Genomic DNA, 14157 nt, shown 5'->3' with positions numbered 1-14157 from the left:
TTCACTAACGTGACTGGCCTGGGGGACGAGAGCCCGGGGTAGGGAGAAAGGGCCGACGCGGAATCCGCGTCGGCCCTTTGCTTTGCGGTCAGCTGATCGGGAGGCCCACCGCGGCGGCGCCGATTCCGATGGCGGCGGCGGCGAGGAGGGTGGTGACCACGCCACGGCGGGCGGCCAGCAGGAAGACCGCGGCCGCGGCCAGGACGGCGAACTGCCAGGCGTGCTGGAGCGCCAGGGCGAGGGGAATGGCGGAGCCCAGGATGGCGCCGATGACGGCCGGGCCCGCGCCCGCGAGAAAGGCCAGGACTCGGGGGTTTTCGCGGAGCTGGTCGAAGCGGGGGCCGCCGAAGACGACGAACAGGAACGACGGGGTGAAGGCCACCAGGGCGGCGAGCAGGCCGCCGGGGATGCCCGCGGCGGCGTAGCCGACCACCGCGACCGTCTGCACGACCGGACCCGGCGTGATCTGGCCCAGGGCAACGGCATTGAGGAATTGGGCGTCGGTCATCCAGTGGTAGTGGGTGACCGCGTCGGACTGCATGAGCGGAATGATGACGAAACCGCCGCCGTAGGAGAGGGCTCCGACCTTGAAGGCGACCCAGCTCACCGCCGCCAGACCGCCGAGGGTGGGCAGGGTGAACGCCAACGGCAGCGGTGCCGCCGACGAGGTCGATCGGCCCGGAATACCGGTGCGGACAACGACTTCCAGGAGACCCGCGGCGACGAGGACGAGCACCAGCCACGGACCGATCAAGGCCGCGGCGAGCGCGCCCACCACCAGATAGGCGATCCAGCGCAGTCGGGACGCCCGCTCCGTTCCGGCACGCTGCCAGCTGGCGGGCGCCAACCCGACTCCGGCATGGACGGCCACCGCCGCCACGGCCGCGCCCGCACCGGCCGCCGCGCCGAGCGCCCAGCGCGGCACGCCCCCGGCGAGGAAGAACGCCGCCAACGCCAGAATGACCACGAGACCGGGCACGATGAAGCACGCCCCGCCCACCAGCGCCCCGGCCGTCCCCCGCAACCGCCAGGCCGAGAAGATGGCCAGCTGTGTGGACGCCGGGCCCGGCAGCAGATTCGTCGCCGCGATCGCGTCCTCGAACTCGTTGGGCGCGATCCACTTCCGCTCCTCGACGCACAACCGCCGCAGCAGCGCTATGTGGGTGGGCGGCCCGCCGAATCCGATGCACCCGATCCGCCCCCACTCGCGGGCGATCGTGCTGAGGCGAACCTCGACCGCGTGATCGCCCCGCCCGGCCCCGCCATCCACGCCCGCAACCCTCGCTTCATCGTCCTGACCAGCACCGAAACCGCAGTACAGGCAGACGATAACAGCGTTCGGTTACGGGCACAGGGCGTGGTCGATCAGGGTGGCGGCCGCGGATTCCTGGGCCAGGATGTGCTCCGGGGAATCGCCGAGGGCCTCGGACATGGAGACCACGGCGCTGCGGGCGCCGTCGCCGGTGACGCCATTGAGGGTGATGTAGCCGCCGTCGCCGCCCTCGTGGGACCAGTAGACGCCGCCGCAGCTCAGCGGGCGTTCGGCGAGGCCGAGGCCGTATCGGCCACCCGGCCACATGGTTTCGAGATCCCCGCTCACCGGCACGGTCCGCTTCATCTCCGCCAGCCGGTCGGCCGGGAGCAGGCGGCCGCCGAGCAGGGCTCGGAAGAAGATGTTCTCGTCCGCGGTGGTGGTGACCCAGGACAGGTTCTCCGGTTCCAGCGCGACCTGGTCGGTGACGTCGACTTCGGAACCGGGGCCGAAGAACTGGTAGGCGCGGGCGTGCGGCTGCGGGAGCGTGAGCGAGTCGCCCAGCCATCGGGTACCGCGCAGGCCGAGCGGGGTGACGATGCGGTTCTCGATCTCGGTGTGAGCGGGTCGGCCGGTGGCGCGCTGGATGATCTCGGCGAGCAGGATGTAGCCGGTATTGGAGTACTGCCAGCCCGAGCCGGGCGCGAAGTCGGGCGCATGGGCCATGGCCCGGGCGATCAGCTGCGCGGGGCTGTAGGTGTCGTGGCGCTGCTGGGTGTACTCCTCGGGTGTGGTGTACCCGGGCAGGTCGTCGTGAATACCGCTGGTGTGCTGCGACAGCTGACGGAGGGTGATCCGGGCGCCATCGTTCCCATTGCCCCGCACCACATCCGGCAGCCACCGCTCGACGGTGTCGTCGAGGGTGAGCGTGCCCTCGCCCGCCAGTTGCAGGACCACGGTGGCGACGAATGTCTTGGCGGTGCTGGCCATCCGGAAGTACCCGTCGGACGGGACCGGGTCGCCGGTCGCCAGGTCGGCCGTCCCGCTGGTGGCGACCGATTGCGTGCCGTCGGGCTCGATGACGCGAGCCTGCACACCACTGATGCCGAGGGCGTGGATCGCCTCGGTGTCCTGGCGCAACCGTTGGGCGAGGGAGGACTCCGCGGGCTCGGCGCAACCGGCGGTCGCCCCGGCGATCAGCAGAGCGCCGAGGACGGCGGCACAGCGTTCGACCATGACTTGACGCTATGTCCGCCTGCATCCTCGAGGAATCCGGCGGATCCCTGGAATCCGGGTGGGGGAGATCCCCCAGGTTTCACAGGGTGATGCGGAAGGCCTTGTCGCCGAGGATGCTCTCGGGCGTGCGATGGTCCGCGAAGGCCGAATACACGATGGTGTCGGGCTGCAGCGGGGCGTCGGCCTTGGACTTGCTGCTCTTGATGATCACCGCGATCACGATGATGACGATCACCAGCACCGTGACGATGGCGGCGATCAGCCAGGCCGTGCTGTTCGAATTCCGCTGCTGTGGAGCGTAATTCGGCTGCGGGGTGTGGTGCGCGTAGGTCTGGGGCGGCGTGTACGACGGGCCCTGCTGGCTCGTGAAGTGTTGCGGCGCGGGCTGGTTCGGATAGGCGGGCGTCGAGGTCTGCTGGTTGTGGATCGGGTGGTGCGGGTACGACGGGGCCTGCTGGTTCGGATACGACGGAGCCGAGGTCGGCGGCGACGGGTACGCGGGCCCCTGGTTCGTGTAGGTGGGACCGGGGCCGACCAGCGGGCGCGGGGTCGACGGGGTGGGCGTCGGCGGGCGCTGGATCACCGGCTGAGGGCGGGCCGGGGTCGGCGGACGCGGGGCCACGATCGGCTGCGGGTGCGCGGGCGTCGGGGGACGCGGCGGGGCGGCCGGAGCAGAGAGGGCTCGTTCGGCGGCCGTGGCGAATTCGACGCACGAGCGGTAGCGGTCGGCGGGGCGCTTGGCCAGCGCCTTGGTCAGGACGGCGTCGATGGCACGGGGCAGGGCCTGACGCAGCGGGCTCGCCTGGGGCGGCGGCTGCTGCAGGTGGCCGCGGATGACCGCGGCCGGGCTGGTGCCCTCGAACGGGACCGCGCCGGTGAGCAGCTGGAACAGGGTGCAGGCCAGCGAGTACTGGTCGGAGCGGCCGTCGAGGGACGCGCCGGTCAGCTGCTCGGGCGAGGCGTAGGCGAGAGTGGCTGTGACGGTGCCGGTCTGGGTCAGATGCCCGGTGTCGTCACGCAGGCGGGCGATACCGAAGTCGGTCAGGTAGACCCGCTCGCTGGAGCCGGTCTTGGAGGACGAGCGGGCCAGCAGGATATTGGCCGGCTTCACGTCCCGGTGCAGGACATTGAGGCCGTGCGCATAGTCGAGGGCCTTGGCGGTCTCGGTGATGATCTGGACCGCCCGCAGCGGCGGCAGCGTGCCGGGGCTGATGGAGGAGGCGTTCACGCCGTCGATGAACTGCATCGAGATCCACAGCTGCTCGCCCTCGTCGCCGCGGTCGTAGACGGTGACGATATTCGGGTGGTCCAGCCGGGCGACGAGATCCGCCTCGCGAATGAAGCGGGCGCGAATCTCGTCGTCGGAGAACATCTCCTGGTTGAGCAGCTTGAGGGCGGTCATCCGGGGCAGCCGCGGGTGTTTGGCCAGATACACCGAGCCCATGCCGCCACGGCCGAGCTCGCGTTCGATGACGTAGCCGGCGAACACATCACCAGAGCGCAAACCGAGCACCCGCTTCCCAAAACCAAATCTGCCACGAGCCTGAATCCGCAGGGCAGCCTATCAGTGCCCGACGCCGCTCAATTGTCGCTGACCAGCCCTCAGCCCGCGTTGAGATGCGCCCAACCTTGCACGTCACCGCGGTCCAGCGCCACCGCGAGCAGGTCCGGGAACTTGTCCGGCGTGCACGCGAAAGCGGGCACACCCAGGGCTGTCAGCGCCGCCGCATTGTCGCGGTCGTAGGCGGGAGCGCCCTCGTCCGACAGCGCCAGTAGCACCACCACCTGCACCCCCGATTCCTTCATGGCGCGAATGCGCCGCAGCATCTCCGCGCGGACGCCGCCCTCGTAGAGATCGGAGATCAGGACGAACAGGGAATCGGCCGGGCGGGTGATGAGCGACTGGGAGTACGCGATGGCCCGATTGATATCGGTGCCGCCGCCCAGCTGCGTGCCGAACAGCACCTCCACCGGATCCGACAGCTTCTCGGTGAGATCCACGACGGCGGTGTCGAATACCACCAGCGAGGTGCGCAGCGACCGCATGGACGCCAGCACAGCGCCGAACACCGACGCGTACACCACACTCGACGCCATCGACCCGGACTGGTCGATGGCCAGCACCACGTCCCGCTTCACCGCCTGCGCCTTGCGGCCGTACCCGACCAGCCGCTCGGGCACCACGGTCCGGTGATCCGGCAGATAGTTCGCCAGGTTCTTGCGAATCGTGCGGTCCCAGTCGATGTCCCGCAGCTTGGGGCGCGACACCCGCGCCGCCCGATTCAGCGCCCCGCCCACGGCGGCCACGGTCTGTGCCGCGATCCGCCGCTCGATCTCCTTGACCACCTTCTCCACCACCATGCGCGCGGTGGCCTTGGTGGTCTCCGGCATCACCCGGTTCAGGCTCAGCAGCGTGCCGACCAGGTGCACATCCGGTTCGACCGCCTCCAGCAGCTCGGGCTCCAGCAGCAATTCGGTGAGGTTGAGCCGATCCACCGCGTCCCGCTGCATCACCTCTACCACGGTCGAGGGGAAGTAGCGGCGAATATCGCCCAGCCACCGCGACACCTGCGGCGCGGACCCGCCGAGCCCGCCCGAGCGCCGTCCGCTCCCGCCCTGCCCGGAGTCGTAGAGCGACCCCAGCGCGCGGTCCATCGCTTGATCATCGGCGCTGCGCAGGCCGCCGCCTCCGAGCCCGGCCTCCCCGCCGCTGCCGAGCACCAGCCGCCACCGCCGCAGCTGTCCTTCGTCGATCTCGTTCATGCCATCCCCCAGGATGTGTATGAGTGGTAAATGCCTGTGCCCCACAGGGAGTCGAGTGGCCGGCCCGGCTCGCACGCGCGCCCGCCCCGCGGCTGCGGTCGAAGACTCCGCGGCCTGTTCCGGCTACCGCCGTGTCGGCTCATCGGGCCACCCCGAGTATCTCGGCGGCGGAACGCATGGCCAGCGCGCCGCGGATCGCGTCGTACTCCGCGTTGCCGGTGGCCGCGGCCGTCGGCGCGCCGTGACGGACGGCCTGGCCGATGGCCTGCCGCTCCCCGGCCTCGAACGCGCCGAAGGTCCGGCGCAGCAGGGGCAGGGTGGCCACGAACTGGTCCTCGTCGAGTCCGCACAGCCATCCGTCGATGAGCGACAGCAGGTTTCGGTCGTGCACCAGCAGCAGGCCGCGGCCGCCGAGGAAGCCGTCGATCCAGGCCGCCTTGTCCGGCGCGGTGCGGCCGACGGATAACGCCGCGGATAGTCGGCGGCCGGACTCCTCGCCGCCGATGCGCTCGGCGTCGCAGAGCAGCCGCACGGCGCGGCCGACGATGCCGCCGTTGACGTCGTCGCGATCGGCCAGCGTCTCGAGGGTGGACAGCCAAGTCCCCGAGGCCCATTCGTCGTCGCGGTTCGACAGCGCCAGGTGCACCGCGTCGATCCGGCCGCGCAGCGCGGCGGCCGCGTCGGCGTCGAGTCCGGTCACCGCGCCCGGCAGGCCGGCGCAACTGCGGACCAGCAGGCTGTCCGCCACCCGGGTCAGAGCCGCGCCGTCGGTGCCGCGCACGTCGCCGTAGCGGGCGATGCGCAGCAGCCCGGGCAGTGCCGACATCAGGTGGGTGACATCGTGATCCAGGGCCGCGACCGTCTCCAGCCGCGCGATCAGTCCGTCGGTGGCCCCGCCGAGATCGGCCAGCAGCGCCTCCTCCAGCGCGGACGCCACCTTCCCGACCGTGGCGTCCGGGTCCCGGGCGGCGTCGAGGATCTTCGCCTCGGCGGCCGACCGCAGGGTGGTGCCCCAGCGCGACGCCTCCACGATCGCGATCGCCAGTTCCGGCCGCCAGCGCAGGGTCCAGGTCTCGCGGAAGGTGCCCGCATTGCGGACCTGGCTGTCGGTCAGCCGCCCCCACTCGATGCCCAGCAGCCGGAGCCGGTGCAGCAGACGCGATCTCGCGAGCCCGCCGTCGGTGCGCAGATCCAGGTCGACGGTCCGTTCCAGCGCCTGCTGCTTGAGCCGCAGCGTCTTGATCTGGGCCCGCAGGTCCGCCTCCAGCGGCACCGTCGGCGTGCCCTCGGGCACCGTCCCCAGCGCCTCGCCCACCACTAGTTCGGTGCTGACCAGCCGCAACAGGATCTCGTCGCCGTCGCACAGCACCGACCGGGTGGCCTCGGTGACCTCCGACAGCCCGGCCAGCGGCCGTTCCCGCAGGGTCGCGAGAGTCTCGGCCAGCCGGATGGATTCGATGATGTGCGCGCTCGACACCGGCAGATCGTGGGCGCGCAGGGTGCCCGCGACCTTGGTGAGCCAGCGGGCGATCGGCTGGTCGGTCTCGGTGAACAGGTGGTGGTACCAGCCCGGGGAGGTGATGCCCGCGCCGTAGCCGGACGAGCTCGCCAGCCGTGAATGCGTCCACGGCACCCAGGTCAGCGTGGCTTTGCCCTTGGGCAGGCCCTTGAGCAGGCGGGCATCGGCCGCGGCCGGGCCCAGCTTGCCCTCCAGCGCGGGCGCGTGCCACGCGCCGCACACCACGGCGAGCCGTTTCGCCCCGTCCTTCAAGGCTTTTCGCATGATCTGTCGCATGTGCGCCTCACGCCGCAGCGTGTGCGCGTCCACCGTGATCCGCGCCGTGGCGGCCGAGAAAGGCTCCTCCTCCGCTGTCCCGGACCCCTCGGCCGGGACGACGGAATCGGATTCCTCCGAGACCTCCGGAAGATCCTCCGCGTGTTCGCGCAGGGCGGCCATCGCCTCGTTGACCGCGGGGAAGATATCGGCGTCCGAGGCGGATTCGACGATGGCGTCCCACCAGCGTTCGGCGTCGTCGTATCCGGCGGCCGAGGCCAGGATGCCGAGCGGGTCGGTCCGATCGCCCGGCTCGTCCTCCACGGCCAGGCAGATCGAGGCCGGCAGGTCGCAGAAGCCCGCGGACACACCGTGTTCCGCCGCGTACCGCAGCGCCACCCACTCCGGGGAGAAGGTCGCGAACGGCCAGAACGCGGCCTTGGCGGGACTGTCGGGCTGATAGGCGAGCAGGGCCACCGGCGGTGACATGCCCTCGGCCGCGACGTAACCGACCAGCGGATCGGCGTCCGAAGGGCCCTCGATGAGGATGGCGTCGGGACGGAACCGCGCCAGCGCCAGCGCCAGCGATCGCGCCGATCCGGGGCCGTGGTGGCGGATGCCGAACACCCGCGTCTCGGCCGGGCCGGCGGCCGTGGTGGAAGCCACGGTCTCGCTCGGCAGGGCGGTCTCGTCGGCGTCGGCCGGGATCGTGGCGGCCGTCATTCGTGCACCTCGCGGCAGGCGCGGTAGAAGTCCGCCCAGTCCGGGCGCTGCCGCACAACGGCTTCCAGGTACTCGGTCCACACCACCTGGTCGGCCACCGGATCCTTGATGACCGCGCCCAGCACCGCGCCCGCGATGTCGGCGGGCCGCAGCACGCCGTCGCCGAAGTGCGCCGCCAGCGCGATGCCATTGGTGATCACCGAGATCGCCTCGGCCGTGGACAGCGTGCCGGTCGGCGACTTGAGCTTGGTGCGGCCGTCCTCGGTCATGCCCGAGCGCAGTTCGCGGAACACCCGCACCACGCGGCGGATCTCCTCGACGGCCGCGGGCACGGCGGGCAGTTCCAGTGCGACGCCGAGCTGTTCGACGCGGCGGGTGACGATGGAGACCTCCTCGTCCTCCCCGGCCGGCAGCGGCAGCACCACGGTGTTGAACCGGCGGCGCAGCGCGGAGGACAGCTCGTTGACGCCGCGGTCGCGGTCGTTGGCGGTGGCGATCACGTTGAAGCCCTTGGCCGCCTGTACCTCCGTGCCCAGTTCCGGCACCGGCAGCGTCTTCTCCGACAGCACCGTGATCAGCGCGTCCTGCACGTCCGACGGGATGCGGGTGAGCTCCTCGAGCCGGGCGATGGAGCCGGCGCGCATGGCGGTCATGATCGGCGAGGGCACCAGCGCGGCCTCGCTCGGACCCTCGGCCAGCAGCCGGGCGTAGTTCCAGCCGTAGCGGATGGCCTCCTCCGCGGTCCCGGAGGTGCCCTGCACCAGCAGCGTCGAATGTCCGGCGATGGCGGCCGAGAGGTGTTCCGACACCCAGGTTTTCGCGGTACCGGGGACACCGATCAGCAGTAGCGCGCGGTCGGTGGCCAGGGTGGAGACCGCGACCTCCATGATCCGGCGCGGGCCCACGTACTTGGGCGTGATCACGGTGCCGTCGGACAGCGTGCCGCCCAGCAGGTAGGTGACCACGGCCCACGGCGACAGGTTCCAGGAGGGCGGACGCGGGCGGTCATCGGTCGCGGCGAGCGCCTTCAGCTCGTCGGCGAAGGCCTGTTCGGCGTGCGGGCGCAGCAGGGCGTCCGGTTCCTGAGCGATGGTGACTTCCTGAGTAATGGTCACTGCAACTCCTCGAGCATCGTCTTGCGTTCAATGAGGTCATGGGCGAGCTGGTCGAAGGCCTGCTCCCAGTAGGGATCCGCGCAGCGGCGGGCCAGGCCGGACACCATCCCGGCCAGCTCCACCGGGAAGTGGGCGGACGCCGCGCGGAACAGCGTCCGATACGAGCCGGGCACCAGGCTGGGCGCACCCGGCCGGTCGGCGCACAGCCGCGCGCGTTCGGTGAGCAGCCGCAGCACGTGTTCGGCCATCGGGCCGGGCCACTGCCGGGGCATGGCGCGCAACAGGGATTCGATCTCGGCGAGCCAGCTGGAATCCAGGCCGCGCAGGTAACGCACCTGATCGGCTTCGGGCTGCAGCGCGAACAGGGCACGCAGCTTGTCCGAATCGGCGTCGCGGGCGGCCGGGCCGGAGATCGCCCCGAACAGGGCTCGCGCCCACGCCGGATCACCCTGTGCCAGTGCGGCATCGGTCCAGCCCGCGAACATGGGTCCGCGCACGCCGTCGCCCATGGACACCCGGACCGCCTCCTCGGGGGACCCGAGCAGCCGTTCCCAGTGCCGCAGCGGGGTGGCGGCCACCACCCGGTGCAGCCATTCGGTGGCGAGATCGGGTGCGCCGTCGGCGCGGTAGGCGGTGTAGCCGAAGGAATCCCCGACACCGTCGCGGCGGGCGGCGTCGTCGAGCACGCCGGGTCCGGTGGTGACCAGCAACGCCGTGACCGGGCGCGCGCCGAACATCAGCCAGGCCGCCGCCCGCTGCGACATCCGCTGCGCGAGAGCAGAATCCGGCAGCCGCCCCAGCAGATCCGCGGCCAGCCGCCGCACCTCCGCGCGCCGATCGTCGAGCGCGGTCTCGAGCAGTGGCTCGTCGGCGAGCGAGAGCCCGTCGGCGAGCACCGCCAGCAGGTCGGCCTTGCCCGGCCCGGACTCGGTGCCCCACGACCCGGCCAGCACGGCGCTCGCGGCCGCCGGATCGCGCTGCCGCAGCTGGGCCAGCCAGCTGCGCCGTTCCGTCGCCCGGCCGTGCGACCACACGCTGTCGTCCTCGGCGGCCGCCCGCACCAGCGACTTCCAGCCCGGATGCTGTCCGGCCAGCCACCGTCCCCGCGCCCCGGCCAGCCGCAACAGCGGCTCCCGATGCGGCGCGAGCGCTTTGGCGCGATCGAGCAGGACGCTCACCAGGCCGTCCGGCGCGCGGAAGTCCCGCGGCCCGGCCAGGGCGAACCACTCCTCGAGGAACGACGAATTGTCCGACAGCATGTCGATCAAGCGCGCTCCCGCGGCGGCAGGCAGCAAGGGCCGCTCGTCATCGGACGCGGCGGCGCCGCGCTCACCGGAACCGGCGGTGACGCCGCCGCGAGCGAAACAATCCTGCAGCGCAATGGATTCCAGCAAGACAACAGCCGGATCCCCGCTCAGCGCGGTCGCCGCCGCGGTGACGGGCGAGGCCAATCCGCACAGGTCCGCCTGCCGTCGCGCCGTGCCGACCAGCGCCGCCGACACCAGCTCGGCGCTCCCGGCGTCCTCGATTCCGCCGCGGACCGGATTCGGAGTCCCCAGCGCCACACCGACATCCACCATCACTCCGTCGGCGAGCGCCGCGACGGGAACCAGCCCGTCCGCGGTCCACTCGGCCAGCAGCGTCACCGCGTGCCCGCCCGACAGCCCGAGCAGCCGCCACGGCTCACCCTCGGCCGTCGCCACCGGCAACGCGTCGCCACCGGATTCCACTATTTCCCAAGTCTTTTCGCCGCGAACCGGAACGACATCGACGAGCAGCACCGGCCATGACCGCAGGAACGGATCGGCTCCCAATGCCCGCGCTTGTTCGACCAGTGCCGCCGCGATGCTGCCCGGCCGCGAGCCGGACGCCGCCGCGACCTGGTCGCCGTGGTTCTCGCCGGTGGCGTCCGGCAGCGGGATCGTGGTGAAGGGTTCGGGAATGTCCTCGTGGCGGTCGCCCCAGACGGCGCGCAAGGGCGCGGCAGCGGGGTAGAAGTGCAGGTTCGCGTCCACCTGGAAGCCCGGAGCCGGGGTGTCGTTGGGGAAGGCGGGACTGCCGTAGTGGTGGTCCAGGATCAGGGCCCAGCGGCCCGAGGCCCGCCCGCGCAGCCAGACCCGGCGGGTGTAGAGGCCGTCCTCGGTGGTGGTGCGGACGCCCAGGACCTGCCAGCGGTCGCGGACCGCGGGTTCGACGCGGACCGAGTCGGCCGGGGTCTGGTAGCCGATGTGGGTGCGCACGCTGGCGCGCAGGCCGGGGGAGAGCTCGTCGAGGCGGGTGTGCGCGGCCGCCAGCAGGTGCAGCCGGGCGTATTCGCGCAACAGTAGCCGGGGCCAGTCGGAATGGCTTGTGGCGAGCGGCAATTGACGCAGCGTGGCGGCCACGCCGGGGGCCTGCGCGTCGACCATGCGCGCGGCCACGGTCTCGAAGGCCCGCATCGAACGGTCGGACTGGGCGAGGCCGGTGCGGACCTGATCGGTGAGCCAGGTGTCCAGGTCGGCCAGGCCCGCGGTGACCCGGGCGCGGCGCTGATCGGCGGTGGCCCCGGCGCTCGCCGCGGGCTTGGTCTCGGGCGCGGCCTTCTTGGCGGCGCGGGCGGCCCGGCCGCCCAGCCAGTCTGCCGCGAAATCGCCCACGGCGTCCGCGGCGGGCACCTCGCCGGCGCTCCACGACAGCAGCAGCGACAGGGCGTGCTTGCACGGGAACTTGCGGCTCGGGCACGTGCACTTGTACGCGGGTCCGGCCAGGTCGACGATGGTTTGGTACGGGCGGCTGCCGCTGCCCTTGCACAGCCCCCAGAGCGCCGTGTCGTGAATCCCGGTGCCGCTCCACTTGCCGCGCAACTTGCGGGCGGCGGTCAGTGACGCGGCGTCCGGTGCGAGCGAGCCGATGTGATCGGCGGTCCAAGCGGTGGTCATCCATCCCCCTTCCTCGGTTGACATATTTCTATCCGAGGGCACCGACAGATCCGGGCGTCACGGCGCGGCCGGGTCGGATGCGGAAGTCGTTCCGCCGCCACCGATTCGGACGATGCGGGCAGTGCGTGCCGAGGGCCGCCGACGGGTGCGGGCGGGGCTGTCGGTGGGGCGGGATAGGGTCGCGGACATGCCTCGCGTAGCGATCGAATACTGCACACAGTGCCGCTGGCTGCTCCGCGCGAGCTGGATGGCCCAGGAGTTGCTGACCACCTTCGCCACCGATCTGTCGGAGGTCGCCCTGGTCCCCGGCGAGGGCGGCGTCTTCCGCATCACCGTCGACGGCGAGCAGATCTGGGAACGCAAGGCCGACGGCGGTTTTCCCGATATCGCCCTGCTGAAACAACGCGTCCGCGACCGCGTGGCCCCGGATCGCTCACTGGGCCACGCGGACAAGAAGACGGACGAGAACGCCGGACCGGCGAGCTAGCAGCAGCCTCCGCCACCGCAGCAGCCGCCGCCCGCCGGTGGGGCGGGCATGGACACCGGGGCGGCGCCGCCACGGCTCACGGTTCCGAAGGTGGTCAGCAGCTTGACGGTGTCGTCGTGGCCGTCGGGGCAGGTCGCGGGGGCGGACGCCTCGGCCATCGGACGGGTCAGCTCGAAGGTGTCGCCGCAGCTGCGGCATCGATACGCATAGCTCGGCACCCGGCCAGCGTAGACCACACCGCCGAGCTCGTGCGGCGCGCTGACGATGATCGCCCGGCGACCCGCGAACCACCAGTACCCTCGATTTACGGAGTACGAGGAGGTGTCGTATGAACACTCGGATCTTCGACGAGCGGACCGAAGGCGATGACGTGCCGGTGGCACGGACGGTGTACGGCGACGTGTCCGGCGCCGTCATCGGATCGGCCGCGGTCTGGAAGGGCATTCCCTACGCCGACAGCACCGCCGGTCCGCACCGCTTCCGGGTGCCGCAGCCCCCGCGGCCTTGGACCGGCGTCCGCGAATGCGTGCGCTACGGCGACGTCGCCCCGCAGACCCCGGGCTTCGTGCCCGTCGACGCCAATCTGCGCATGGGCGAGAACTGCCTGTGGCTCAATGTCTGGGCCCCGGCCGCCGCCCTCGGCGAACCCCGCCCGGTCATGGTGTGGCTGCACGGCGGCGCGTACTGCCTGGGGACCGCCGCCCAGGCCATCTACGACGGCCGCCGCCTCGCCGAGGCCGGTCAGGTGATCGTGGTCGGCGTCAACTACCGGGTCGGCGCGCTGGGCTTCCTGGACCTGTCCTCGCTGGGCGGGGAGTTCGTCCCGAATCTGGGCCTGCACGATCAGATCGCCGCGCTGGCCTGGGTGCGCGACAATATCGCGGCCTTCGGCGGGGACCCGGGCAATGTCACCATCTTCGGCGAATCCTCCGGCGCGGGCTGCGTCACCGCGCTGCTCACCTCGCCGCTGTCGGCAGGCCTGTTCCATCGGGCCATCGCCCAATCCCCGCCAGCCACAGCGGTTTTCGGTCCGGAGCGAGCCGCCGTGGTGGCCAAGCGTTATCTGGAACTGCTGGAGCTGACACCCGACCGCGCGCCCGAACTGCTCACCATGCCCCTCGAACGTATGGTGACCGCGGCCGGAACCCTCTTCGACGAGGTGCCCGCGCGGGAACCGGGCCGTCTGGCCGCCGCGCCCGTAGTGGACGGCGATGTGCTGCCCGGCTACCCGAGCGAGCGCTTCCAGCAGGGCCGGTCGCATCGGGTGCCGCTGCTCATCGGCACCAACAAGGACGAATCCTCGCTGTTCCGGCTGCTGCGCTCACCGATCATGCCGGTCACCCCGGACGCCGTGAACTCCATGCTGCGCTCGGTCGCCGCCGAGCATCCGGGCCTGTCACCCGAACGCGTCGCCGAGTTCGCGGCCGCCTACGCCGCGGGCACGTCGCGCGGCGCGATGATCATGTCGACCGACGCCGCGTTCCGAATGCCCTCGCAGTGGGTGGCCGACGCGCACTCCACGCACTCGCCGACCTGGATGTACCGGTTCGACCACGCCACCCCGATGCTCAAGGCGGCCCGGGTCGGCGCGGGCCACGCCACCGAATTGCCGTATGTCTTCGGTAATTTCGGCTCCTTCGACTACGACCCGACCTTCTGGCTCGGCGGACGCAAAGCGGCGCAGGAGGTCTCGGGCCGGGTGATGCGCCGCTGGCTGGCCTTCGCCGAGTACGGCGTGCCCGCCGCCATCGACGGATCCAAGCACTGGCCGCCCTACCACGCCGCCACCCGGACCACGCTCGTCATCGACAGCATGGACCGGGTCATCGACGATCCCGACCGCGACCGCAACTCCGTGTGGGGCGACGACGTCGTCGGCTTCTACTGAG

General features: G+C 71.6%; 10 protein-coding genes. 2 read left to right on the top strand and 8 right to left on the bottom strand.

Annotation, left to right across the window (positions count from 1 at the left end; translation table 11 throughout):
• Positions 1-88 precede the first annotated feature (88 nt).
• From chrA to ACWEOI_RS07960, 7 genes are all read right to left on the bottom strand, one after another.
• The gene (gene chrA, locus ACWEOI_RS07990) at positions 89-1270 is read right to left on the bottom strand and encodes a chromate efflux transporter (protein WP_433667907.1); all 1182 of its coding nucleotides are present in this window, start codon (positions 1268-1270) and stop codon (positions 89-91) included.
• A 72-nt stretch (positions 1271-1342) separates the two neighbouring features.
• Entirely contained in the window at positions 1343-2488 is a 1146-nt protein-coding gene (locus ACWEOI_RS07985) for a serine hydrolase domain-containing protein (protein ID WP_452359235.1), read from the bottom strand.
• Positions 2489-2567: 79 nt separating this feature from the next.
• Positions 2568-3992, bottom strand: coding sequence for a protein kinase domain-containing protein (locus ACWEOI_RS07980; RefSeq protein WP_433667904.1), 1425 nt, complete (start codon positions 3990-3992; stop codon positions 2568-2570).
• 98 nt (positions 3993-4090) lie between these two features.
• Positions 4091-5251 (bottom strand): VWA domain-containing protein, encoded by a 1161-nt coding sequence (locus tag ACWEOI_RS07975; protein WP_452359234.1) that lies wholly within the window; start codon positions 5249-5251, stop codon positions 4091-4093.
• Positions 5252-5390: 139 nt separating this feature from the next.
• On the bottom strand, positions 5391-7748 hold the full coding sequence (locus ACWEOI_RS07970; protein WP_452359233.1) for a DUF5682 family protein: 2358 nt from the start codon (positions 7746-7748) through the stop codon (positions 5391-5393).
• Positions 7745-8857 carry an AAA family ATPase gene (locus ACWEOI_RS07965; protein ID WP_433673463.1) on the bottom strand — a complete coding sequence of 371 codons (1113 nt, stop codon included), beginning with the start codon at positions 8855-8857 and terminating at the stop codon, positions 7745-7747. Before ACWEOI_RS07965 ends, ACWEOI_RS07970 begins: the two co-directional genes overlap by 4 nt.
• 2 nt (positions 8858-8859) lie before the next feature.
• Positions 8860-11781: a DUF5691 domain-containing protein gene (locus tag ACWEOI_RS07960; RefSeq protein WP_452359232.1), complete on the bottom strand. Its 2922-nt coding sequence runs from the start codon at positions 11779-11781 to the stop codon at positions 8860-8862.
• A gap of 187 nt (positions 11782-11968) precedes the next feature.
• Between ACWEOI_RS07960 and ACWEOI_RS07955 the strand changes: the two genes are divergently transcribed.
• Positions 11969-12268 carry a SelT/SelW/SelH family protein gene (locus ACWEOI_RS07955; RefSeq protein ID WP_357087150.1) on the top strand — a complete coding sequence of 100 codons (300 nt, stop codon included), beginning with the start codon at positions 11969-11971 and terminating at the stop codon, positions 12266-12268.
• Here ACWEOI_RS07955 and ACWEOI_RS07950 read toward each other — a convergent pair.
• Positions 12265-12486: an FmdB family zinc ribbon protein gene (locus ACWEOI_RS07950; protein ID WP_379093988.1), complete on the bottom strand. Its 222-nt coding sequence runs from the start codon at positions 12484-12486 to the stop codon at positions 12265-12267. The two genes, ACWEOI_RS07955 and ACWEOI_RS07950, sit on opposite strands and share 4 nt — an antisense overlap.
• A 110-nt stretch (positions 12487-12596) precedes the next feature.
• Between ACWEOI_RS07950 and ACWEOI_RS07945 the strand changes: the two genes are divergently transcribed.
• Positions 12597-14156, top strand: a complete 1560-nt coding sequence (locus ACWEOI_RS07945) for a carboxylesterase family protein (RefSeq protein WP_433667898.1) — start codon at positions 12597-12599, stop codon at positions 14154-14156.
• Position 14157: the final 1 nt, after the last annotated feature.

This window comes from Nocardia sp. NPDC004340, from assembly GCF_053602575.1.
This window is presented reverse-complemented; position numbering and strand designations above follow the sequence as displayed.